The sequence below is a fragment of the Mycobacterium triplex genome (assembly GCF_000689255.1).
Lineage (GTDB): Bacteria > Actinomycetota > Actinomycetes > Mycobacteriales > Mycobacteriaceae > Mycobacterium > Mycobacterium triplex.
On the sequence record NZ_HG964446.1, the window covers coordinates 183,961 to 205,440 of the forward strand.

General features: G+C 66.7%; 20 protein-coding genes and 1 pseudogene. 4 read left to right on the forward strand and 17 right to left on the reverse strand.

The genetic code is table 11. From position 1 onward, the window contains the following. Window positions 1-10: 10 nt before the first annotated feature. The 8 genes and pseudogenes from BN973_RS00805 to BN973_RS00840 all read right to left on the reverse strand — a co-directional run bounded on the left by BN973_RS00805 (window position 11) and on the right by BN973_RS00840 (window position 6,056). Entirely contained in the window at window positions 11-346 is a 336-nt protein-coding gene (locus BN973_RS00805; RefSeq protein WP_139830086.1) for a hypothetical protein, read from the reverse strand. Window positions 347-348: 2 nt separating this feature from the next. Then, complete coding sequence (locus BN973_RS00810) at window positions 349-1,620, reverse strand: aromatic ring-hydroxylating oxygenase subunit alpha (RefSeq protein WP_036465315.1); 1,272 nt, start codon at window positions 1,618-1,620, stop codon at window positions 349-351. A 21-nt stretch (window positions 1,621-1,641) separates the two neighbouring features. After that, window positions 1,642-2,385, reverse strand: a complete 744-nt coding sequence (locus tag BN973_RS00815) for an SDR family NAD(P)-dependent oxidoreductase (RefSeq protein ID WP_036465316.1) — start codon at window positions 2,383-2,385, stop codon at window positions 1,642-1,644. Continuing rightward, window positions 2,382-2,648: pseudogene (locus BN973_RS00820) on the reverse strand (2Fe-2S iron-sulfur cluster-binding protein); the annotation flags it as partial. The gene BN973_RS00815 and the pseudogene BN973_RS00820, both read right to left, overlap by 4 nt. Before the next feature lie 86 nt (window positions 2,649-2,734). Beyond that, on the reverse strand, window positions 2,735-3,190 hold the full coding sequence (locus tag BN973_RS00825) for a MarR family winged helix-turn-helix transcriptional regulator (RefSeq protein ID WP_036465320.1): 456 nt from the start codon (window positions 3,188-3,190) through the stop codon (window positions 2,735-2,737). Between the two features lie 12 nt (window positions 3,191-3,202). Continuing rightward, on the reverse strand, window positions 3,203-4,456 hold the full coding sequence (locus BN973_RS00830) for a metal-dependent hydrolase family protein (RefSeq protein WP_036465322.1): 1,254 nt from the start codon (window positions 4,454-4,456) through the stop codon (window positions 3,203-3,205). Then, entirely contained in the window at window positions 4,453-4,791 is a 339-nt protein-coding gene (locus tag BN973_RS00835) for a hypothetical protein (RefSeq protein WP_198048968.1), read from the reverse strand. The genes BN973_RS00830 and BN973_RS00835 overlap by 4 nt, the downstream gene beginning before the upstream one ends. After that, window positions 4,788-6,056 (reverse strand): aromatic ring-hydroxylating oxygenase subunit alpha, encoded by a 1,269-nt coding sequence (locus BN973_RS00840; protein ID WP_036465324.1) that lies wholly within the window; start codon window positions 6,054-6,056, stop codon window positions 4,788-4,790. The genes BN973_RS00835 and BN973_RS00840 overlap by 4 nt, the downstream gene beginning before the upstream one ends. 94 nt (window positions 6,057-6,150) lie before the next feature. On the opposite strand from BN973_RS00840, the gene BN973_RS00845 reads away from it, so the two are divergent. Beyond that, complete coding sequence (locus BN973_RS00845) at window positions 6,151-7,548, forward strand: aldehyde dehydrogenase (RefSeq protein ID WP_232232004.1); 1,398 nt, start codon at window positions 6,151-6,153, stop codon at window positions 7,546-7,548. Window positions 7,549-7,582: 34 nt separating this feature from the next. Here the strand turns inward: BN973_RS00845 and BN973_RS00850 are convergent, their stop codons facing one another. The 5 genes from BN973_RS00850 to BN973_RS00865 form a co-directional block, all read right to left on the reverse strand. Next, window positions 7,583-8,278: a type 1 glutamine amidotransferase domain-containing protein gene (locus BN973_RS00850; protein ID WP_036465328.1), complete on the reverse strand. Its 696-nt coding sequence runs from the start codon at window positions 8,276-8,278 to the stop codon at window positions 7,583-7,585. 63 nt (window positions 8,279-8,341) lie between these two features. Further along, window positions 8,342-8,497, reverse strand: a complete 156-nt coding sequence (locus BN973_RS30905) for a hypothetical protein (RefSeq protein ID WP_139830085.1) — start codon at window positions 8,495-8,497, stop codon at window positions 8,342-8,344. Window positions 8,498-8,579: 82 nt separating this feature from the next. After that, a complete protein-coding gene (locus BN973_RS00855; RefSeq protein WP_036465330.1) occupies window positions 8,580-9,488 on the reverse strand; it encodes an HpcH/HpaI aldolase/citrate lyase family protein in 909 nt (302 codons plus the stop codon). Between the two features lie 13 nt (window positions 9,489-9,501). Then, window positions 9,502-10,686: a CaiB/BaiF CoA transferase family protein gene (locus BN973_RS00860; RefSeq protein ID WP_036465331.1), complete on the reverse strand. Its 1,185-nt coding sequence runs from the start codon at window positions 10,684-10,686 to the stop codon at window positions 9,502-9,504. Further along, complete coding sequence (locus tag BN973_RS00865) at window positions 10,679-12,052, reverse strand: LLM class flavin-dependent oxidoreductase (protein ID WP_036465333.1); 1,374 nt, start codon at window positions 12,050-12,052, stop codon at window positions 10,679-10,681. The genes BN973_RS00860 and BN973_RS00865 overlap by 8 nt, the downstream gene beginning before the upstream one ends. Before the next feature lie 67 nt (window positions 12,053-12,119). On the opposite strand from BN973_RS00865, the gene BN973_RS00870 reads away from it, so the two are divergent. The 3 genes from BN973_RS00870 (at window position 12,120) to BN973_RS00880 (ending at window position 18,097) form a co-directional block, all read left to right on the forward strand. Continuing rightward, a complete protein-coding gene (locus BN973_RS00870) occupies window positions 12,120-12,779 on the forward strand; it encodes a GntR family transcriptional regulator (RefSeq protein WP_036465335.1) in 660 nt (219 codons plus the stop codon). 75 nt (window positions 12,780-12,854) lie between these two features. Continuing rightward, window positions 12,855-16,778, forward strand: a complete 3,924-nt coding sequence (locus BN973_RS00875; RefSeq protein WP_051641518.1) for a Pls/PosA family non-ribosomal peptide synthetase — start codon at window positions 12,855-12,857, stop codon at window positions 16,776-16,778. Then, window positions 16,775-18,097 carry a M1 family metallopeptidase gene (locus BN973_RS00880; RefSeq protein WP_036465336.1) on the forward strand — a complete coding sequence of 441 codons (1,323 nt, stop codon included), beginning with the start codon at window positions 16,775-16,777 and terminating at the stop codon, window positions 18,095-18,097. Before BN973_RS00875 ends, BN973_RS00880 begins: the two co-directional genes overlap by 4 nt. A 17-nt stretch (window positions 18,098-18,114) precedes the next feature. Here BN973_RS00880 and BN973_RS30910 read toward each other — a convergent pair whose 3' ends face one another. From BN973_RS30910 to BN973_RS00895, 4 genes are all read right to left on the reverse strand, one after another. Beyond that, a complete protein-coding gene (locus tag BN973_RS30910; protein WP_139830083.1) occupies window positions 18,115-18,396 on the reverse strand; it encodes a hypothetical protein in 282 nt (93 codons plus the stop codon). 349 nt (window positions 18,397-18,745) lie between these two features. Then, window positions 18,746-19,711 (reverse strand): LLM class flavin-dependent oxidoreductase, encoded by a 966-nt coding sequence (locus BN973_RS00885; RefSeq protein ID WP_036465337.1) that lies wholly within the window; start codon window positions 19,709-19,711, stop codon window positions 18,746-18,748. A 1-nt stretch (window position 19,712) separates the two neighbouring features. Next, a complete protein-coding gene (locus BN973_RS00890) occupies window positions 19,713-20,198 on the reverse strand; it encodes a VOC family protein (RefSeq protein WP_139830082.1) in 486 nt (161 codons plus the stop codon). Between the two features lie 22 nt (window positions 20,199-20,220). Further along, the gene (locus BN973_RS00895) at window positions 20,221-21,480 is read right to left on the reverse strand and encodes an MBL fold metallo-hydrolase (RefSeq protein ID WP_036465338.1); all 1,260 of its coding nucleotides are present in this window, start codon (window positions 21,478-21,480) and stop codon (window positions 20,221-20,223) included.

Below are 21,480 nucleotides of genomic sequence, written 5' to 3' on the forward strand. Positions count from 1 at the left end.
CTGGTGGGTATCACGGAATGGGCTCGCCGATGCGGATCATGACCGCGTCGGCGGCGTCGGTCGGGGCGGGCTGATGCATGATCTCCACCGCCATGGCGACCATGACCAACGAATAGATCATGTGCAGCAGGTTCAGCGCATCGTCCGGTACGTTGTCGAGCGGGAACTTGTCGCAGTAGTCGATGGCCTCTTCAAGCCGCGGGAAGAATGCGTCGTAGAACTGGCGCAACTCGTCCATCGTGCTGGCCAGCCGCATGTCCCAGCGTTCGGTTTCGGTGGCCAGGCACCAGATCTTCGCGTAGTCCTCGAGCTCGGCGAATGCACTGGGCAGCAAGGTATCTGACATGGTCACACACCCGCCGGCAGGGAAGATTTTTCGCGTTGGTACGCATCGACCCAGTCGACCACGACCTTGTGCAGGTGACGCACCAGGATCTCCTGGTCGTTGAGCGGAAATTCGTCGATGACGCCGTACTCGAGGGCCGCCTGGGTGCCGCCGAGCATGCCGGCGTCCTGCAATGCGAATTCTTTGAGCACCACCGAGGCGACTTCGTGCTCGATGCGCTCCCGCACCGTACGGGCCGGGTGGTAGTAGGTGTAGGCCTCGAACCGGTGGGTGTTGTAGGAGGTGGGCCAATACCGGTAGAGCAGGTACCAACCGCCGTAGATCAGGATCTCCGTGTTGGGGAAGATCTGGAAATTGCTGATGCCCCAGGGCTCGATGCCGCCGGGGTTGAGCCCGGCCATCGGAAGTTCACCGATGTCCGGGGTACGCCACGGACCCACCAGGCCGCTCTTGGTGGCGCGCTCGATCGGATACATGTACTCCGGGGGCAGCAGCCAGCGACGCCGGCCCGCCGTCGAGACCAGCCGGTGCGGCCCGTCGAGTTGGAAATGGCCGCAAGTAAATCCGGCTCCGGGGACGCGTACCTCCGCCGGCACCTGCTGGGAGTGCAGCGACGGCACGTGGTAGTACTCCTGGAACGCGTCCGCGAAGATTTTCCAGTTGCTGTTGTTGTGCGCGACCCACTCGTAGCGTTCGGTTAGCTTGTCGAACGGGTAGTCGTCGAGGGCGGTGATCATCGGGCCCAGGAACTCACGCAAGCTCTGTCGCGGCTCGGCATCGAGGTTGATGAAGATGAAACCGGCCCACACGTCGCAGTGCACCGGGCTCAGTCCGTAGTCGGCGGCGTCGAGATCGAAGAACTCCGATTCCTGCTGCACGAATTTCAGCGCGCCGTCGAGGTCGTAGCGCCAACCGTGGTACTTGCAGGTGAATTGACGGCACGTCCCGCGGGTCTCCCGGTCGGGAAAGTCGTTCCACACCAGCTTGTTTCCGCGGTGACGGCAGACGTTGTAGAAGGCGCGGATTTGTTCGTCGCGTCCTTTGACCAGAATGACCGAGGTCCGGGCTACCTCGAGCTCCTTGGTGACGTAGCTGCCGATGCGCGGTAGCTCTTCGACGCGGGCCACGTTGAGCCAGGCCCGCTTGAACACCGCTTCGCGCTCCAGCTCGAAAAACTCCTTCGAGGTCGAGTCGGCGAACGAGATGTCCCCGGTGCCGAGCTCGGGATAATGCTCGGTCCAGGATCCTTCCGGCGGCCTACCTTCTCGCGTCATCTGAACCTCCTTGCGTGACAGTCACATCACCGCTCCGCCGTTGACGCCCAGTACTTGGCCGGTGATGAAGTTGGCCTCGTCCGAGCACAGGAAACCGACCGCCGCGGCGATGTCTGCCGGGGTACCCAGACGGCCCAGCGGGATATTGCCGGCTAGCTCTTCGTTGGACTTCAAGATGCCGGCCGCCTGGGCCTGGTGCTGCATCGGGGTTTCGATACCCGAGGGCGGAATGTTGTTCACGGTGATCCCGTGCGACGCGTACTCGCGGGCAAGAGACTTGGTGAGCGTGATGACCGCACCTTTAGACGCCGCGTAGTGCGCGGAAAACGGTGACCCCCGCTGAGCGCTGGACGACGAAATCATCACGATCCTGCCCCAATTCGCGGCCACCATGTCCGGCAGGGCGACTTGGCAGCAGTGAAACGTGCCGGTCAAGTTCACCTCGATGATCTTCGACCAGGACTCGACGGTGATGTCACCGAACGGCGAAAACCCGAACATGCCCGCGCTGGTCACCAGCACCGACACCGGGCCCAGCTCGGTGCGAACCTTCGCGAAGGCCTGCTCGACGCCGGCGCGGTCGGTGACGTCGACACCGACCCCGATCGCGGTGACTCCGGCCGCCCGCAGGTCTTCGGTAACGCGTTGCGCGGCTTGCTCATTGACGTCGAGCACCGCGACGCTCAGGCCGCGTCGGCCCAGTTCGTGACAGGTCGCCTCCCCCATGCCCGAGGCGCCGCCGGTCACGACGGCCACCCTGCTCATTCGTAGACCACCCGCACCGTCGGGCTGGACGGCAAGGCCTGACAGGTAAGCACCCAACCCTCGGCCACCTCGTCGTCTTCGAGCGCATCATTGTTGAGCATCCGCGCGCATCCCTCGGTCAACCGGGCCATACATGTTCCGCATGAACCGACTTCGCACGACGACGGCGGGGACAGGCCGGCCATCCGCGCGGTCTGCAGCAAGGTGTCGCCCGTCGAGTAGGCCACCGTGGTGGTGGACCGATCCAGCTCGATGGTCACCTTCTCGGTGCCGCCGTCGGTAGGCCCGGCATACGACGGCGCGCGAGACTCCAGCATGAGGGCAGAGTATCAAGTACTTGTTATTCATCTCAAGTACTGGAGATGTCGCGCTGGGTGAGCTCGTGGCCGGTGCCCTTCTCGACGACCCGGCCCAGTAATTCGCGCAACGTCTCTTGTTCGTCGGCGCTAAGCACGCCGAACACCTTTTCGTGCGCGGCGACCGCGTCGCTGAGGACCACCGCTACGACGTCGCGCCCCTGCTCGGTCAGATAGGCCCGCAGGATGCGCTTGTGCTCGGGGTCCTGCTGGCGTTCGACCAGGCCACGCCGTTCCAGTGCGGTGAGCGCCAGTTGCACGCCTTGTGGGCTGATCAGCAGCCGACGGGCCAGCTCGGCGCCGGACAGGGCGGGTTCGTTGGAGAGCTGGCGCAGCACACCGATCTGGGCGGTGCTCACGCCGTGGGCGCTGATCGCGTCGTTCACGGTGGTCAGCGAGAAGTAAAAGGCCTGCTTGAGCAGCCACAGGATGTTCTCGGTGAGTTCCATATCAGCCTCCGACTAGACAACCGGCGTCTTGTAGATCTGGCCGTCCTTCATCACGAACGTGACGTCGAGTGTGGCGGCGATGTCGTGGGACGGATCGCCGGGTACTGCGATGATGTCGGCCAGGTAGCCGGGCGCGAGGCGGCCCAGTTCGTGGTCGGCCTCGATGAGTTCGGCGGCCACCACGGTGGCGGCCCGGATCGCCTGCATCGGTGTCATGCCGCGGTCCACCAGTGCCTCGAGTTCTTTGGCGTTCTGGCCATGTGGGATGGCCGGTGCATCGGTGCCGCACGCGATCCGCACCCCAGCGGCAATCGCCTTGGGCAGCATCGCTTTTGCCTTGGGAAAGACTTCGAGTGCTTTCTTGCGCAGTTCGGGCGCGATCCGGTCGATCGCCATCGCCTCGGTCAGATATGTGGTGGAGACCAGGAAGGTGCCATGGTCGACCATCATCTGAATTGTCTCGTCGGTGGCCAGGAATCCGTGTTCTATGCAGTCGATCCCGGCGCGAATACACGCGCGGATCGCCGAGTCGCCGACGGCATGCGCGGCCACCCGCACGCCGGCGCGGTGGGCTTCGTCGGCGATCGCGGCGAATTCCGCGTCCGAATACTGCTGGGCGCCCGGGGCGGTGCTGTGCGACATGACCCCGCCGGATGCCGACACCTTGATCAGCTTGGCACCGTGGCGAATCTGGTAGCGAACACACGCGATAACGTCGGGCACCCCGTTGGCGATGCCCTCGGCGACCGACAACGGCATGACTCCCGGCGCCAACCGCTGGAACACCGTGGGATCCAGGTGTCCGCCGTAGGGCGTCACGGCGTGCCCGGCGGGATAGATGCGCGGACCGGTGTGCCAGCCCTGGTCGATCGCCCGCTGCAGCGCGACGTCGAGCAGATAGCCGCCGGTCTTGACCATCAGCCCGAGGTTGCGCACGGTGGTGAAGCCTGCCTGAAGCGTGGTGCGCGCATTCACGGCGCCGCGCAGCGTCCGATACGCGGGGTCGTCCTGGACGCCGTGCATCGGGGCGGGCAAGCCTTCCGGGCCGCCGGGACCGCCGATGAGCAGGTTGAGTTCCATGTCCATCAGGCCGGGCAGCAGCGTGACATCACCCAGATCGATATCGGTAGCCGAATCCAGAACTGGCCCTTCGGGATTGACCGCGGTAATGCGGTTGCCGTCAACGACCACGACCGCCGGGGACTGAATCACACCGGCGTCGACGTCGGCCCAACGGGCCGCCCGCAGGACGGTTACACCGGTCACGGAACGGGCTCGGACACGCAGTCCAACGTGGACGCACCCGAGTCCGGCACCCGCGGCTGCTTCCAGCACTCCACCGGGAACGACACCATGATCATCGAATACAGCAGATGCATGAGGTTGAGAACATCTTCGGGCAGGTCGTCGAGGGGGAACTTGTCGCAATAGGACAGCGCTTCCTCGGCGCGCGGGGTGATCGCGTCGTAAAACGCTTTCATTTCCACCATCGAACTGGCCAGCCGCTTGGCGTAGCGCTGCGGTTCGCTGGGCAGGCACCATTCGGCGAACGGCTCAAGGTCGGCGAATTCGGTTGGCAGCAAAGCGGACATCGTGGTCACACTCCCGCCGTGCTGGTGCGGCGGTAATCCTCGATCCATGCCGCGGTCTCCTTATGCAGATGCCGGATCAGGACCTCTTGGTCGCAGAGCAAGAACTCGTCGAGCACCCGGGACTCGATCATCGACTGGGTGGCCTCCAAGGTGTTGGCGTCCTGTAGCCCGTATTCCTTGAAAGACACCGCGGCCAGTTCCTGGGCGACCCGCTCGCGCGGGGTCCGCGGCTGCGGGAAGTACAGGGTGCCCTCGAAGATATGGCTGTTATACGAGGTAGGCCAGTAATGGTAGGTCAGGTACCAGCCCTGGCCCCAGAACAGAATCACGAAGTTCGGGAAAAGCTGGAACGAATCCAGGCCCCAGGGATCACATTTCGCGGGATTGAGGCCAACCGGCATCTCTCCCAAATCCGGCTTGTCCCATGGCCCGAACAGACCGCTGCGGCAGATGTCGTCGATCGGCTTGCGCATCTCGTCGGGCATCTCCCAGGCCCGCACACCCGACGTGCTCACCAGCCGGTGCGGGCCCTCCAACCGGTAGTGCGGGGCCTCGAACCCGGCCTCGGCGGCCGCCTTCGAGTAAGCGGTCGGCGACTGGTTCGCATGCAGTACCGGCGCGTGGTAGAACTCCTGGAACGCGTCCATGTACAGCTTCCAGTTCGCTTTCACCTCGGACCGGTAAGCCCAGCGCGACGTCATTTGATCGAACGGGTAGCCCTCCAGATTCGTCACCATCGGCCCGAGGAATTCGCGCAGCGACTGCTCGGGCGTTTTGGCGAAGTTGACGAAAATGAAGCCTTCCCAGACCTCGCAGTGCACCGGCACCAGCCCGTAGCGGCTCTTGTCGAGGTCGAAGAACTCTTCCTCCTGCTGCACGAAGGTCAGGTTGCCGTCCAGGTCGTAGCGCCAGGCGTGGTACTTACAGGTGAATTGCCGGCACACACCGCTGGTCTCTTCGAGGGGCATGTCGTTCCACACCAATTTGTTGCCGCGATGGCGGCAGATGTTGTGGTACGCCTTCACCTCACCAGATGTCGTGCGCACCACTATGATTGAGGTTTTGACGACCTTGAGCTCTTTGGTGAAGTAGCTACCCTTACGCGGAACCTGTTCCACCCGACCGACATTCAGCCACGCACGCCGGAAGATGGCATCGCGCTCCAGCTCATGGATCTCCGGGCTGGTGGAGTCTTCATAGGACACCGGCGCGGTGCCCAGTTCAGGGTAGTGCTGCGTCCAGCTTCCCTCCGACGGCTTGGGAAATCGAGGCATGATCGCTCCTGTCCGTACGACTCCGTCGGGCCGACGGTATATCCTCGAACCGTTAATCGCAAGTAGTTGATACTGCAGCCTGGGGAGGTCACCGGTGACGGTTTTCGATGTCATCTCGCCGCACACCGAGCAGTCTATTGCGCAGGTCGATGCGGCGGGTCCGGCCGACATCGACGCTGCCGTCAGCGCCGCTCGCAAGGCCTTCGACTCCGGTCCGTGGGGTCAGTCCCGGCCGGCCGAGCGCATCGCGGCGATCCGCCGGCTCGCCGACATCTATGACCAGCGGCGCGCGGAGATGGCCGAGACCATCACCGCCGAGATCGGCGCACCGATCACCTTCGCCCAGCGCGCCCAGGTCGGCCTGCCCGCGATGATGATGCGGGCGTTCTGCGACCTCGCCGAGCGCCACCCGTGGGAAGACAAGCGGCCCGGCTTCTTCGGCGCCGACGTGCTGGTGCACAAGCAACCCGTCGGCGTGGTCGCCGCGATCGTGCCGTGGAACATGCCGCAGTTCCTGATCGCCACCAAGCTGGTGCCCGCGCTGCTGGCAGGCTGCACGGTGGTGCTCAAACCGGCACCCGAATCCCCGTTGGACGCTTTGCTTTTGGCCGAGATGATCGCCCAGATCGACCTACCCCCAGGTGTCTTCAGCGTCGTGCCGGGCGACGCCGCGGTCGGTGAGCAACTCGTCGCCCACCCCGGCCTGGACAAGGTCTCGTTCACCGGCTCGACGGCGGCGGGCCGGGCCGTCGCGGCGGCATCTGGTGCCAACCTCACCAAGGTCAGCCTCGAACTCGGGGGTAAGTCGGCGGCGATCATCCTCGACGACGCCGCACCCGAGAAGGTCGCCGCTGGGGTGCGTTCGGCCAGCCTTTCGAACAGCGGCCAAATCTGTAATGCGTTGACCCGCGTCTTGGTCCCCGCGCACCGCCACGACCAGTACGTCGACGCACTGGCGGCCGAGATGACCAACATCCGGGTGGGCGATCCCGGCGACCCGGCGACTCAGATGGGACCGCTGGTCTCCCAGCGCCAGCAGCAGCGCGTCCGCGACTACATCGACATCGGGCAGGGCGAAGGCGCGCGACTGGTCATCGGCGGCACCGGCCTGCCCGACGGGCTCGACCGCGGCTGGTACGTCCAACCCACCCTGTTCGCCGATGCGAACAACGCCATGCGGGTTGCCCGCGAAGAGATCTTCGGGCCCGTGATCACCGTCATCGGATACCGCGACGAGGACGATGCGGTGGCCATTGCCAACGACTCCGACTACGGCCTGGCCGGGTCGGTGTGGACCGCCGACACCGAGCGGGCGCTGGGCATTGCCGCGCGCATCCGCACCGGCACCCTGGGCATCAACCAGGGCTACACCATGGATCCGTTCGCGCCGTTCGGTGGCGTCAAAGGCAGCGGCTACGGCCGGGAATTGGGCCCCGAAGGTATCGACGGCTACCTGGACACCAAATCCATTGCGGTCGCGCCGGGGGCGTGAACTGGCGCATTCTCGAATCAGAAACAGCCGTCGATCAACGCGGCAGTACTTCGAGCACCTTCGCCGCCAGCGGCCCGGCCGAGGCGGGGTTCTGCCCGGTGTGGAGATTGCGGTCCGCCACCGTGAACGGCTTCCACATTTCGCCCCGGACGAAATCGATGCCCAATTTCACCAGTTCGTCCTCGACCGTCCAGGGCGCCTTCTCGCGGAGTCCCACGCCGTCCTCCTCGTCATTGGTGAAGGCGGTGACGCGGTAGCCCGCAAACGGCGAGACCCCGTTGCGGCGGGTGGCCAGGATCGCGGCCGGCGCATGGCAGACGATCGCCAACGGCTTGCCCGACGCGAGAGCGGCGATGAGCAGTCGGCCCGAATCGGCGTCGCGCCACAGGTCTTCCATCGGGCCATGGCCACCGGGGTAATAGACCGCGTCGTAGTCGTCCAGGCGGGCGGTGGCGAGTTGGATTGGCGCGCGCAGCTCTTCGGCGGAGCGCAGGATTCCCTCGAGCTTTTCCGCGATCTCGACGCTGCCGGCCATCGATGGACGCAGGCTCATCACATCCACGTACGGCACCGTGCCGCCGGGTGTGGCCACCACGATCTGGTGGCCCGCCCCGGTGAGCGCGTCGTAGGGGGCGGCGAATTCTTCGGCCCAGAACCCCGTCGGATGCCGGGTTCCGTCCTTGAGCGTCCAGTAACTCGTTGCGGTGACGACGAACAGGATCTTGGCCATGCGATGAACCTACGTCGTCACCGCATCGCCGGCAACGCGCCGAAACGGCTTGTGCGCTAAGCCCTAAAACCAGACTTTGCGGCCGGCCACCGGGCGCCCGACCGCCCCGAGGATCCACAGGATCACACCGATCAGCACCAAGATGCCACCGATCGTTTCCAGAATCGGGATGGCGGCGAAATACCCGATGACAGCGAGAATGATGCCTAAAACGATCACGTCGAGCCCCCTTCTATTGGGCGTCAGTAGAATTGGTCACTGAACGGGTTACCCCGGCCGCAACGCGCTCAATCAGGGATCGCTAGTTGTCGTTTATCAGCGCCGCGCGGGCCAACGTTTGCTGGGCCTGCTTCACGTGGGCGGCGTCGACCAGCACGCCGTTGACTCCGACCGCGCCACGCCCCTTGGCCTCGGCGTCCCGATAGGCGGCGATATTGGCTTCGGCGCGGGCGATCTCATCGGCGGTCGGCGCGTAGACCACGTTTGCGACGGGCACCTGGTCGGGATGGATGGCCCACTTGCCGGTGTAACCGAGCAGGGAGGCGCGCCGCGCGTCACGCTCGTAGCCGGCCAGGTCTCGGTAGTCGGGATAGGGCGCGTCAATAGCGTCGATGCCGGCGATGCGCGCCGCGACGATGACCTTGTTCCGCGCGTAAGCCCAGAATTCGCCGGGGTATTCGCCGAGCGGGACGAAGTTGGTGTCCACCCGTGCACCCTGCGACAGCGAGAAGTCACCCACCCCGAAGATCAACGCATCCAGGCGCGAGCTGGCCGCCGCGATCTCCTCCGCGTTGGCAAGTCCCTCCACTTCTTCGATCAGAACCTCGAGCCGAATCCGGTTCTGCAAGCCAAGTTTGGCCTCCAGCTGGGTCAGCAGCACGTCCACCCACCAGACATCCCGTGCCGTACGGGCTTTCGGGATGATGATGGTGTCGAGGTTCTCTCCGGCCTTGGTGACGACGTCGATCACGTCGTCGTGGCACCACTGGGTGTCCAGGCCGTTGATTCGGATGGCGCGAGCGGTGCGTCCCCAGTCGATGTCGTTGAGTGCAGCGATGACCTTGGCGCGCGATTCCACTTTGACGCCGACGGGGGTCGCATCCTCGAGGTCGAGGAACACCAAATCCGCGCCACACTTGGCGCCTTTCTCGAACATGTTGTCGTTGCACGCGGGTACGGCGAGTTCGGAACGGCGGAGAAGATCAGTCATCGATTTCCTTCTGTCACAACACGCCGCGGGCGCGCAGATCGTCGATCTCGTTGGGGGTCAAGCCGAGTAGCTCGCCGTAGACTTCGGCGTTGTGTTCACCGAGGCGCGGCCCCAGATGGTCCACCACCCCGGACGCCGACGAGAAGCGCGGAACCGGCGCCTGCACCGTCATCGCCCCGAGCTGTTCGTCGGAGACCGAGATGAACACCTCGCGATGCGTGAGCTGCTCGTCGGCGAGCAGGTCCCGGATGTCGTAGACGGGTGCCGCGGCGACCTCGTGGGCTTCGAAGGTCTGCATCGCTTCCGAAAGTGTCTTGGTGGCAACCCAATCCGCGACCACCGTATCGACCTCACGGGCCCGCGCCAGCCGCCGCTGCGGGTCGGAGAAGTCCGGGTCCGACACCAGGTCGTCGCGGCCGATCGCGCGAAATACCCGTAACGCCAGGGCCGGCGAGCTGCCGGACATGGCCAGCCACCGCCCGTCCGCGGTTTGGTAGGTGTTGCGCGGCGCCGAAATGTCCCACCGGTTGCCGGAACGCTCGGGCACCAACCCCAATTGGTCGTAGCCCAGCAGCGTCTGCTCCAGCAGCCGCGCCAGCGGGTCGATCAGGTTGACGTCGATCAGCTGCCCTGGCGCACCGTGAACGTCACGGTGATACAGCGCCATCATCACCGCGTAGGCGGCGTTCAACGACGCGACGCCGTCGGCCAACATGAACGGGGGCAACGTGGGCGGGCCGCCGGCCTGCCCGGTGATGTGCGCGAACCCGCTCATCGCCTCGCCCAGCGTCCCGAAGCCCGGACGTTCGCTCTTCGGCCCGGTCAACCCGTACCCCGTGATATGCAGCATCACGATCCGGTCATTGACCGCGCGCAGGTTCTCGTAGTCCAGGCCCCATTTGCGCAACGTCTGCGGCCGGGTGTTGAAGATGACGACGTCGGCATGTTCGACCAACCGTCGCACCATCGCCTGCCCTTCGGCGCAGCGCAGATCCAGGGTGATCGCTCGCTTGTTGCGCGACAAGGACTTCCACATGAGTCCGACGTCTTCGCGCTGATTGCCCCAGCCGCGGATCGGATCTCCGTGCCGCGGGTCCTCGACCTTGATCACGTCGGCGCCGAACTCGCCCAGATACGTCGCGACCAGTGGGGCGGCCGCCAGCGTCGCGAGGTCGAGCACTCGCACACCCTCAAGCATTTGCACCGGCGCCCACCCTGGTATTCGAGGGCCGTTGCAGCCCAAGGTGTCCCCGCAACGTCGAGGACTCGTACCCGGTGCGGAACAGGCCCCGTCGCTGCAGCTCCGGAACCACCATCCGCACCACGTCTTCGAATGCCCCGGGCAGATGCGTTGCCGCCAGGACGAAACCGTCGCAGGCCCCGCTCTCGAACCAGTCCGCCATCTGGTCGGCGACCTGCTCGCCGGTGCCGACGAAGCGGGGTCCCTGCAGCAGCGTCGCGCGATGGCCGGCCAGGTCGCGCACGGTCACCGTGTCGCCACCGATGTGGGTGCGCAGGTTCTGCACCAGTCCACGAATTCCGGAGGACGACGCGATCAGCTCGTCGGTGACGGGATCGTCCAGATCGTGTTGCGCGAAGTCGTAATTCATCAACTCCGACAACAGTGTCAGCGATGCCATGGGATGAACCAGTTCGTCGAGGAACAAAGCTTCGCGCTCCTTGGCGTGGGCCTCGGACTCGCCGACCACAGCGTAGGCCATCGGGCAGATTCGCACCGCGGCAGGATCACGCCCGGCCTCGGCGATGCGCTCTTTCTGGTCCGCGTAGTGGCTGCGCGCGACCTCGATGCCCGGATCGCCGGTGAAGATCAATTCCGCCCAGCGGGAGGCGAATTCGCGTCCGCGGCCCGATGAACCGGCCTGGATGATGACCGGCCGGCCCTGCGGGGTGCGCGGAACGGTCAGGGGACCACGCGACGAGAAGTACTGCCCGACATGCCTGAGCTCGTGCACCTTGTCCGGGTCGCCATACTGCCCGGTCGCCCGGTCGTGCAGGATCGCGTCGTCCTCCCAGGTGTCCCAGAGCCCGGCGACCACGTCCATGAACTCGTCGGCGCGGTCGTAGCGCTCGTCGTGGCCGAGGTGGGTATCGACGCCGAAGTTCTGCGCCTCGCTGTCGTTGACGGAGGTGACCACGTTCCAGGCCGCGCGGCCGCCGGACAGATGGTCCAGCGTCGCGAATGTTCGGGCGACATGGAACGGCTGGTAGTAGGTGGTCGAGTAGGTCGCACCCAATCCGATGCGCGACGTCGCCTGCGCCAGCACGCCGAGCACGATGCTGAGATCCAGCTTGACCGGGCGGGCGCCGTAAGACACCGCCTCGGCCACCGATCCCCCGTAGACCCCCGGCATTGCCAAGCGATCGTCGAAGAACATCAGGTCGAAGCAGCCTTCTTCGAGCTGGCGGGCGATCTTGGCGTAGTACGCGGCGTCGAGGTAGCCGTGTTCGGTGGCCGGGTGCCGCCACGATCCGGCGTATACCGAGGTGCTGCCCGCCTGCATGAATGCAACGAGAGCCATCTTGTCTTGTCGTCGATCAGCCATGGTCGAAATCTAACACCTGATATTTCAGATTTCAAATGTGAGATGTGCTGTTTGATACCATTCGCGGATGCCCTCGACCCCTGGGATCGACATCTCCGGAACGGTGCGCGAACGGGCCGCCCGCGAGCTGCGGGACCGCATCCTGACCGGCGCCCTGCCCGCCGGTACGCGGGTCGACCTCGACGCCATCACCGCGGAGTTCGCGACCAGCCGGACCCCGGTCCGCGAGGCGCTGCTGGAACTCTCCTTCGAAGGCCTGGTCGAGGTCGCGCCCCGCAGCGGCGTCACCGTGATCGGCATCAGCCCCACCGATGTGATGGACAGCTTCACCATCCTCGGCGTGCTCACCGGACAGGCCGCCGCCTGGGCGGCCCAGCGCATCGAACCGGGGGAGCTCGACATGTTGCGCGAACTCGCCGCGGATGTGGTGGCCCGCTCCGGCGACGACAGCATCGGCGAGGCCAACTGGCACTTCCACCAGAAGATCCACCGCGCCGCGCACTCACCGCGATTGATGACGCAGATCAAGCAGGCCGCGCGCGTGGTGCCGACCAACTTCCTCACCCTGTTTCCCGACCACGAGAAACACTCGCTCGACGAGCACCAAGAACTGATCGACGCGCTCGGCGACAAGGACGTCGAACGGTCCCGCACGATCGCCGAACGCCATGTCCTGGACGCGGGGCGCTCGCTTGCCGACTGGCTCGAGCAGCGCCGCACCGCCTGAGACGCAACCGGCCGTCACACGCCGCGAGCGCTTGCCGGCGCGGCGTCCGGATTTGAGTATTTTCGTGGGGTGACTTTGCCTTCTGGGCCTCCTATCCCCGCACGAGTCCCAGCGCAGTACACGCTGTCGCGTGCCGCCCCGCGCCCGCGCACGCTGATCGACATCCTCTACGAGACCGCCGCGCGCTACCCGGACGCCACGGCCATCGACGACGGCACCGTCCAGCTCACCTACAACGAATTGATCGGCGACATCGAGGCCAGCGTGGACTGGCTGGCCGCCCGGGGCATCGGGCGCGGCGACCGCATCGGGATCCGGATGCCGTCGGGCAGCTACGCGCTGTACGTCGCGATTCTGGCGACGTTGGCCACGGGTGCGGCGTACGTGCCCGTCGACGCCGACGATCCCGACGAGCGCGCCGAGTTGGTGTTCGGTGAGGCCGGCGTCGTGGGCATCATCACCGAGGCCGGCCTGCTCCGGGGCGTCGGCTTGTCGCGGGGCTGGCGGGCCACCGCGCCGCTGGCCCGCGATGACGCCTGGATCATCTTCACGTCCGGATCGACCGGCACGCCAAAGGGTGTCGCGGTGACACACCGCAGCGCCGCGGCGTTCGTCGACGCCGAGGCGCAGATGTTCTTGCAGGACAACCCGATTGGTCCCGGCGATCGGGTTCTGGCCGGCCTGTCGGTGGCCTTCGATGCGTCGTGCGAGGAAATGTGGCTGGCGTGGCGCCACGGTGCGTGCCTGGTTCCCGCCCCGCGCTCGCTGGTGCGCAGCGGGATGGACCTGGGCCCCTGGCTGGTCACCCGCGACGTGACCGTGGTCTCGACGGTGCCGGCGCTGGCGGCGTTGTGGCCCAGTGAGGCACTGGAAGCGGTGCGGCTGTTGATCTTTGGCGGTGAGGCCTGCCCGCCGGAGCTGGTCGATCGGCTGGCCGTCGACGGCCGGGAAGTGTGGAACACCTACGGCCCGACCGAGGCCACGGTGGTCGCGTGCGCGGCAAAGCTCGGCGGCACCGGGCCGATCAGCATCGGGCTGCCGCTGCCCGGGTGGGATCTGGCCGTCGTCGACGCCGACTGTCTGCCAGTCGCTTACGGCGATGTCGGCGAGTTGGTGATCGGCGGCGTCGGCCTGGCCCGCTACCTGGACAAGGACAAGGACGCCGAGAAGTACGCCCCGATGCCGTCGCTGGGCTGGCCCCGCGCCTACCGCAGCGGCGACCTGGTTCGGCTGGAACGCGACGGCCTGTATTTCTGCGGCCGCAGCGACGACCAGGTCAAGGTCGGGGGCCGGCGGATCGAGCTCGGCGAGGTCGACTCGGCGCTGGTGCACCTGCCCGGCGTCAGCGGCGGAGCGGCCGCGGTGCGCCATACCGCCACCGGCACACCGGTATTGGTCGGCTATCTGGTCAGCGCGGACCCCGGGTTCGACCTCGACGAGGCGCGCACCCGGCTCGCTGCACAGCTGCCGGCCTCGCTGCTGCCGCGGCTGGTCCGGGTGGACGAACTGCCCACCCGCACGTCGGGCAAGGTCGACCGCGATGCGTTGCCGTGGCCGCCGCCGGGTGGCCAGTCGGATGAGTCGAAAGACCTCGGCGGCACCAGCGGCTGGCTGGCCGGGGTGTGGCGGGACCTGCTCGGCGCGGCGGTGGACAGTCGGGAAGCCGACTTCTTCGCGCTCGGCGGCGGTTCGCTCGCCGCAGCGCAGCTTGTCGCGGTGCTGCGCCAGCGGTACCCACAGGTCACCGTTGCCGATCTGTACGACCACCCGCGGCTGGGCTCGCTGGCCGGGTTCCTCGACGAGCTCGAGGCGCCGCCGGAGGTCGCCGAGCGCACGGTCCGGCCGACGCCGTGGCTGACGCGCTTCACCCAGAGCGTGCTTGCCGTGCCGTTGGCGACGCTGTCGGCCCTGCCGTGGTTGACGTGGCTGGCGTTGGGCAACAACGTCGCCCGCGCCCTGCACGTGGTGCCGTGGACCGTCGCGGTGAACTGGTGGCTGGTCGCGGTGGCGTTCGTCTTGTTCGTCACACCGTTGGGCCGCATGGGTATTGCTGTGCTGTCCGCACGGATTTTGCTGTCGAAGGTGCGTCCGGGCAGCTATCCCCGCGGCGGGTCGGTGCACCTGCGGATCTGGTTCACCGAACGGCTCGCCGAGGCCAGCGGTGCGCACAACCTGTCCGGGGCGCCGTGGCTGGTGTACTACGCCCGCGCGCTGGGCGCCGACATCGGCAAGGGTGTCGACCTGCATTCGCTGCCGCCGGTCACCGGGATGCTCACCCTGGGTCACCGCTGCGCCGTCGAACCCGAAGTCGACCTGTGCGGTCACTGGCTCGACGGGGACGTCCTCCAGGTCGGCGAGATCACCATCGGCGACGACGCGACGGTCGGCGCCCGCAGCACGTTGCTGCCCGGCGCGGTCGTCGGCAAGAACGCCGACGTGGCCCCGGGCGCGGGCGTGCGGGACAAGATCAAGAACGGCCAGTACTGGAAGGGCTCGCCGGCGGTGAAGTCGGGCCGGGTCAACCACCCGTGGCCGGACGAACGCCCCGCCCGGCGGACGCATTGGGTCGCGGTGTACGGGCTGACGTCGGTGTTGCTGGGGGCGTTGCCGCTGATCGCGGCGGCGGGTGGCCTCGCGGTGATCGGGCTGGCCGTGCGCAACACGCACCGGCTGTCGCAGGCCGTGGTCCCGGCGCTGCTGTGGACGCCGGCCGCGACACTGACCGCACTCGCGGTGTACGCGCTGCTGACGGTGCTCGGGGTGCGACTGCTGTCGCTGGGTCTGCGCGAGGGCTACCACCCGGTGCGCAGCCGCGCCGGGTGGCAACTGTGGGCGACCGAGCGCCTGATGGACGCCGCACGCAACTACCTGTTCCCGCTGTACGCCAGCCTGCTTACGCCGATGTGGCTACGCCTGCTGGGCGCCAAAGTCGGTGCCGGCACCGAGATCTCGACGGTGTTGCTGACGCCGAAGTTCACCGTGATCGAAGACGGCGCGTTCCTGGCCGACGACACCATGGTCGCGTCCTACGAGCTCGGCGGCGGCTGGATCTACGCGGCGAAGACGACCGTCGGGCGCCGGGCGTTCCTCGGCAACTCCGGTATCACCCAGCCCGGTCGCCGGGTTCCCGCTGACGGACTGGTGGCGGTGCTGTCGGCCGCGCCGCCCAAGGCCAAGCGCGGCTCGTCCTGGCTGGGCAGCCCGCCGATGCGGCTGCGCCGGCGCCCCGCCGAGACCGACGCATCCACCACGTTCGACCCGCCGCGACGACTGAAGGTGTTGCGGGCGGTCGTGGAGACGTTCCGGCTGTTGCCGGTGATCGTGTCGGTCGCGATCGGCCTGGCCGTGCTGGGCGGATTACAGGCGCTGGCAAGGATATTCGGCATCTGGTGGACCGCACTGGGCGGCGGGCTGGTGCTGCTTTCGGCGGGCGCGATCGCGGGCGTGATCACGATCGTCGCGAAATGGCTTCTGGTCGGCCGGATCCGGGCCAGCGAATATCCGCTCTGGTCGTCGTTCGTATGGCGCAACGAGGTCGCCGACACCTTCGTCGAAACCGTTGCCGCGCCGTGGTTCGCGCGGGCGGCCAGCGGGACACCGATCTTGAACCTGTGGCTGCGTGCGCTGGGCGCCCGCGTCGGCCGCGGCGTGTGGTGCGAAACCTACTGGCTCCCCGAGGCCGACCTCGTCGCCCTGGGCGACGGGGCCACCGTCAACCGCGGCTGCGTGGTGCAGACACACCTGTTTCACGACCGGATCATGCGAATGGACAGTGTCGTGCTGGAGCCCGGTGCGACGCTGGGCCCGCATTGCGTCGCACTGCCCGCCGCCCGGCTCGGCGCCGGCGCGACCGTCGGGCCCGCGTCCCTGGTGGTGCGTGGCGACGAGGTGCCGGGATCGACACGTTGGCAGGGCAATCCGATCAGGCCATGGAATGCCGGCCGCAAGAAGGCAGGTAAGACCGGCTCCGGGCGCAGCGCGCAGGACACCGCCGCGTGAAGGCCTCCGCGAAGAAGACGACACCGCCGGATGTGATCGACGAGTACCTGCCGAAGAATGGCAACACCGGCTACCAGGTGTCGCGCTACGAGCTGGATCTGGACTACAAGACCGCGTCCAACCGACTGTCCGGTTCGGCCACGATCACCGCCGTCGCCTTGACCGACTTGCAGCAACTCACGCTCGACCTCTCCAATGCGCTGACGGTGTCCAAGGTGTCGGTAAACGGCAAACGCGCCGACCAATTCTCTTGTCGCAACGGAAAATTGCGGATCCGACTGGCCTCGAAGCTTCCGACCGGGGCCTCGTTGTCGATCGCGGTGCGCTACGGCGGTTCGCCACGTCCGATTCGTTCGCTGTGGGGCAACGTCGGTTTCGAGGAACTGACCGACGGCGTCCTGGTCGCCGGGCAACCCAACGGCGCCGCGTCGTGGTTTCCCTGCAACGACCACCCCAGCGCCAAAGCGGCGTTTCACCTGCAGATCAGCACCGAAAGCCGGTACCGGGTGCTCGCCAACGGGCGGCTGCTCTCGCGCCGGGCCCGCGCATCGCGGACGGTGTGGACCTATGAACAGCCCGAGCCGACGTCGACCTACCTGATCACCTTGCAGATCGGCAGCTACCAGATGCGGCGGCTGGCCCGCACGCCGGTGCCGATACAGGCGGCGTTACCCGAGCGGTTGCGCCGCGACTTCGATCACGACTTCGCCCGCCAACCCGAGATGATGAAGCTGTTCATCGATCTGTTCGGACCGTATCCGCTGGCCGCCGGGTACACCGTCGTGGTCACCGACGATCCGCTGGAGATACCCCTCGAGGCCCAAGGCATTTCGATCTTCGGGGCCAATCATTGCGACGGCACCCGGTCGAGCGAACGGTTGATCGCCCACGAACTGGCCCATCAGTGGTTCGGCAACTCGGTGACCGCGGGCCAATGGCGCGATATCTGGCTGCACGAAGGATTCGCGTGTTACGCGGAATGGTTGTGGTCGGAACACAGCGGCGGCCCCAGCGCCGACGACCTCGCGCGGCTGCACCACACCCAGTTGCGCGCCAAGCCGCAAGAGCTACTACTGACCGATCCCGGAGCCCGCGACATGTTCGACGACCGCGTATACAAACGGGGCGCGCTCACCCTGCACGCACTGCGCGGGCGGCTGGGCAGCGACAATTTCTTTGCGCTGCTGAAGGATTGGACGTCGCGGCATCGTCACGGCACCGCCGCCACCGCCGACTTCACCGGCCTGGCGGCCAACTACTCCGACGAGTCGCTGCGGCCATTGTGGGAAGCGTGGCTGTACTCGACGGCAGTACCGTGACGAGTTGAGCGCGGAAATCAGCCTCCGCCGCCGGCCGCGCCGCCGCCCGCGGCACCACCTGCCGATCCGCCGCCGGCTGCGCCGCCGGGCCCACTGGGCATGTTTTGGCCGCCCGAACCCATGCCCGGCTGGATCGGCGCACCCGGAGCCAACTGCGGGGTGGACGTGGCGGGCCCCGGTGTGGGCGTGGCCGGCGCGGCGACCGACTCCGGGACGCTGCTACCGCAGGCAATCCCCAGGCCGACTACGGCCGCCCCGCCAAGAAGCGCGAACCCCGTTTTCACTGCGTGCGAACTCATGGAACCTCCACTCGGTTGTCGGATCTCTTGTCGCGCCTAGGTGCGATACCCGTTCGATACGAGACCAACCACGGAAAGTTCGTCGGGTTCCTAGCCCCCGTTGGGACGTGCGGGCACCGATGTCGACGGAAGCAACGTCGGCCCCGGGGTATTGGACGAGGTAGGCGGTGACGTCGTCGGCGGCGCGGCCACCGGCGTACCCGCCCCGGCACCGCACGCGACCGCCAACACGAGCAAGCCCGCACCACCGACAAGCGCACATCCGCGTTTCACGGCATCAGATCTCAGCAAATTACCCATTTGGCTGCGGTACCCGCTCACCGCCGGTCGAATCATCCGATCGGCAGCGTTAGCGAAGCGCGGGCAGCACGGTGTCGGTCAGCAGCTGGACCGACTTCCACGCCTCATCGACAGGCATGCCGCCGACCAGTGGGTGCAGCACCAGCGGCCCGTAATCGTCGACGTCCCTGATCTCGGCGATCAGCTGGTCGGGTGTCAGGAACCGGTAACGCCCGGATGCCCTGACCTCGTCCAGCGTCCGGACGCCGGGCAGGTGCATCAGGGATCGTTGGTCGGTTGACCATTCGCCGTAAGTAACGGCCTCCCAAAGGATGTACTTGCCGAGTTCGGCCCACGCCCGGTCCGGATCCTCGTGCAGATAGATCATGCCGCGATTGATCGGCCCGGGCATCAGGATAATCGGCTTGATGCCCGCGCCGGCGCACAGTTCGCGGTAGTAGGTGGCGATGTCCGGCAGGTGGTCGGCCAGGCTCAGCGGCAGCCCGAAGCGCGCCGCCCGGCGCGCCGTGGCGCGCGCACCCCCACCGACGTACAGCGGCGGATGCGGCCGGCTCCAGGTGCCGGTGCAGATTCCCTCCCCGGCGCCGGACCAGACCGCCAGCAGCTGTGCGACGAGATCGTCCATCAGCGCGCCGCGCTGGCTGAAATCCATTCCGAGTGAGTCGTATTCGACGGTGCGGTAGCCCAGGCCCACCGTGGTGTGCAACCGGCCGCGGCTCATGTTGTCCACCAGGGCGATGTCTTCGGCGAGGCGGACCGGGTTCCACAGCGGGCCCAGCGCGCAGTCCACGCTGGCGATCATCGTCGACGTGCGCGCCAGAAACATCGCGGCCGCCATGATCGGGTTGCAACTCCAGCCGTGTCCGGTGGCGTGGTGCTCGTCGACGCTGACCGAGGTGACGCCATGGGACTCGCCCCATTGCGCCAATTCGAGCGCGGCGGACAACAGCGTGCTCTGGGTGCGTGGTTCCCCGTGCGGCGAGGCGAAGTTGAAGCGCAGCACCGTCAATACCATGTCAGGCTCCGTCGGGGCCCGGGGCGGCGATGGACGCTACGAAGGCGGCGAAGTCGGGGAACAGTGCGCGATCGACGATCTCGATGCGGGTGCCGAACGCGTCGACGTAGTAGGCGAACATCCCGAACTCCGAATCGGGTATTTCGCCGGTCATTTCGAAGGTGAAGCCGTTGTTCTCCAACGCCCGGGCGGTGTCGGCGAGGTTGTCGGTGAAGTAGCCGACGTGGTGCACGGAGTTACCCGGGGCGGCCGTCCACGGCGTTCCCGGAACCTCCTGGACCAGTTCGATGTGCGGGCTCTGCACGGAGTACACGATCGTCGAGGTCAGTTCGGAAACCCCGGCCGTGGTGCGAAAGGGCAGCGTATAGCTGAGTGGGGTGATCCACCGGTAGCCGGCCAGTGCGGTGAGCCGGGCCATCGCGGCCTCGAGGTCGGGCACCACGATGCCGGTGTGATAGAAGTCCTTGGGCTGCAACACAAATGTCACAGTGATGTCCCTTCCCGTGCGGTCACGAGTTGCTCGCTATTTGCCGCGAGAGCCACGCTCTTTCCCAGAAATTGGTGGTACCGCCCAGCAGACTTTCATGGGCTTCCCGCAGCACGTCGCGCGCCCCCGAATGCTCGGGCTGCGCGGTGGTGACGAGCTCGGCAAGGTGGATGGCGTGCACGGGACGGTTCTCGGTGAGGTGTGCCCTGGCCCGGCCGACGAGCGCGTCGGCTCCGGCAAGTTCCACCACGTCGGTGCCGACGGCGTCGAACCCGATGGGATACAGCTCGGTGGTGGACCGGTGGTGAAACCAGCCCGAGTAGTTCTCCCAGATTGCCCGTACGTCCCAGGAGACCTTGCCGTAGCCCTGCCCCACTTCGTATTCCGCGGGCAAGGTGATCTCGCGCATCAGGGTGTGGACGTCTTTTCCGGCGTTCATCCCGGCCACGGTCTGGTCGTGAATGTATTCGATGGCGTCGCGCAGTCGGCTGAGCTCGTGGTGGATGCGATCGGCGCCGACGATCGGGTCGAAATGGCCGGTCACCAGCAGCTCGGGCCGCAGATCGCGTACCCGCTCGACCGACGCGATCGCGGTCAGAGCGTCACGGTAGCGATCGCCGCGCATCGTGACGAGGTTGGGAATGTGCCCGAAGATCGGGCCAAAGGTGTTTCCGCACAGACATATTCGCTCGTCGGGCAGCCAGATCACCAACGAGTCCGTGGTCTCGCCGCCGGGCACCGAGATCAGCTCCAGTCGCCGGCCGCCGACGTCGAGGGTGAGGGTGTCTTCGAAGTCGAGGTCGACCGTCGGGACGCTCTGACCCGGCAACCGGGTGGTGCCCAGGCGGCGTTGAATGGCTTGGATCCCCGTCGCCAGGGTGTCGGAGAAGGCGAACGCGCTGCGGCTGGCGCGGTACGGGATCAGGCGCTCGTTATCGTCTCGCCAGTGCGTCCAGTTCGCTTGGGCGACAACGATTGTGCCGGGATCGCGGACGCTGTCCAGGCCGCCGACGTGGTCCACGTGTCCCTGGGTGAAGATGATGTAGCGCACCGGGGAGGAGTCGACGGCATCGAAGTTGGCGCGATGCACCGGCCCCTCGAAACCCATGCCGGTGTTGACGATCACCCGGCCGTCGCCGGTGGTCAGCAAGTACGCGTTCGACAGGCCCGGCGAGCACCACAGTCCCGGGGCGATTTCCTCGGCGCGTTCGGCCGCGGCCGGCCGCAGTCCGTCGGCGCCCGGCCTGCTGCGATAGACCGGCTCAAAATCTTCGGCACTCAT